We start from the raw sequence: 1,315 nt of genomic DNA on the forward strand, positions 1-1,315 counted from the left end.
CTCCCCGTCAATGATTCGCTTCGCCGGGTTCACGCTGGTGTTACACACGCACTTCCTTCACCGGCATCAACCCGTGTTCCAGATGCTTCTGATAAAAAGATTGGGGAGACAAATAATGCAGACTCGAATGGATCCTCCGTGAATTGTAATACTCCATGTATTCCACCACCGCCGTATATGCTTCTGCGTAGGTTTGAAATTCATATTGGGACAAACAATCCTCTTCCAGCCAGCGATGAAACGACTCAATGTGTGCATTCATGTTGGGCGTGCGTGGTGGAATCCGTTCGTGTTCTACCTCAAATTCCTGACACTTTGAACCAAATAACAGACTGACAAACTGCGGACCATTGTCGGATCGAATCACGGGCCTATGGTTGGTGGTAAACACTTGCCGTTTCCATAATGCCTCCTGTAATACTTGAGTGGCATGTCTGGCCTCACATCGCAGTCCAATATGGTATCCCACGATCTGCCGGTCAAATACATCGAGATAGGAAAGCACATAAAAGAACCGGTCTTCTCCTGTAATATAGCCATATTTGACATCCACTTCCCACAGTTGATTCGGTGCCAGAATCTCCCGATTTCGTGCCAATACTCTTGGATGCTTGGTTTTTACTTCTCGCTGCGGTTTCAATATATCAAGCTCTTTGCAGAGCCGATAGACCCGCTTTTTGTTGATGATCAGATCATAGTGCTGCCGCAAATGGTGCGTGAGTTTCACGTACCCGTAGGAATACCCATCCCCTGCGATGGCCTCCATGATCCATTCCTTGATTTGTTCATCACTGACTTTCTTCCCTTGCTGCGTGAAACAATATCCAGGAATCGGGCGCCCTGCCGGTTTAACCCGTTCCTTGGTCGATTCCTTTGGTGGCTGCAACCAGTAATAATACGTGGATCTTGCTACCCCCACGATGCGTAACACGACTGATACAGAATATCCGTCATGGATCCACTTGTGCGCTATTTCCAGTTTGTCAGCAAGTGAGGGTTTTTCTTTTTTACAAGGTCACGCAAGATAGCAATTTCCAAATCCTTTTCCCCTAACAGTTTTTTCAACTGTTCATTTTCTGTTGAGATCTCGGTATATTCTTGCATGATCTTTTGCTGTTCTTCTTTTGTCATCTGGTTGGGCTTTCCCCGTGACGCCGTTACCTCGTGATTTGCTTTATATTGACGTACCCAACGGGCCAGCATATTGGCATTAATATCATGCTTTCTTGCAACAACCGCATTGTTTCCGGTCTCCAATACTTCTTGTACAACTTGGAGTTTGAAATCGGCGGAATAGTTTCTTCGTGTCATGGGA

At 46.2% G+C, this 1,315-nt stretch carries 1 protein-coding gene; it reads right to left on the bottom strand.

From position 1 onward, the window contains the following. Positions 1 to 40 precede the first annotated feature (40 nt). A protein-coding gene (locus ACFO8Q_RS23855) for an IS3 family transposase (RefSeq protein WP_380029882.1) occupies positions 41 to 1,311 on the bottom strand; the annotation gives its coding sequence in 2 pieces (ribosomal slippage) (positions 41 to 993 and positions 993 to 1,311; 1,272 coding nt in all). Positions 1,312 to 1,315 lie beyond the last annotated feature (4 nt).

The organism is Effusibacillus consociatus (genome assembly GCF_042652925.1).
GTDB classification, from domain to species: Bacteria; Bacillota; Bacilli; order Tumebacillales; family Effusibacillaceae; genus Effusibacillus; species Effusibacillus consociatus.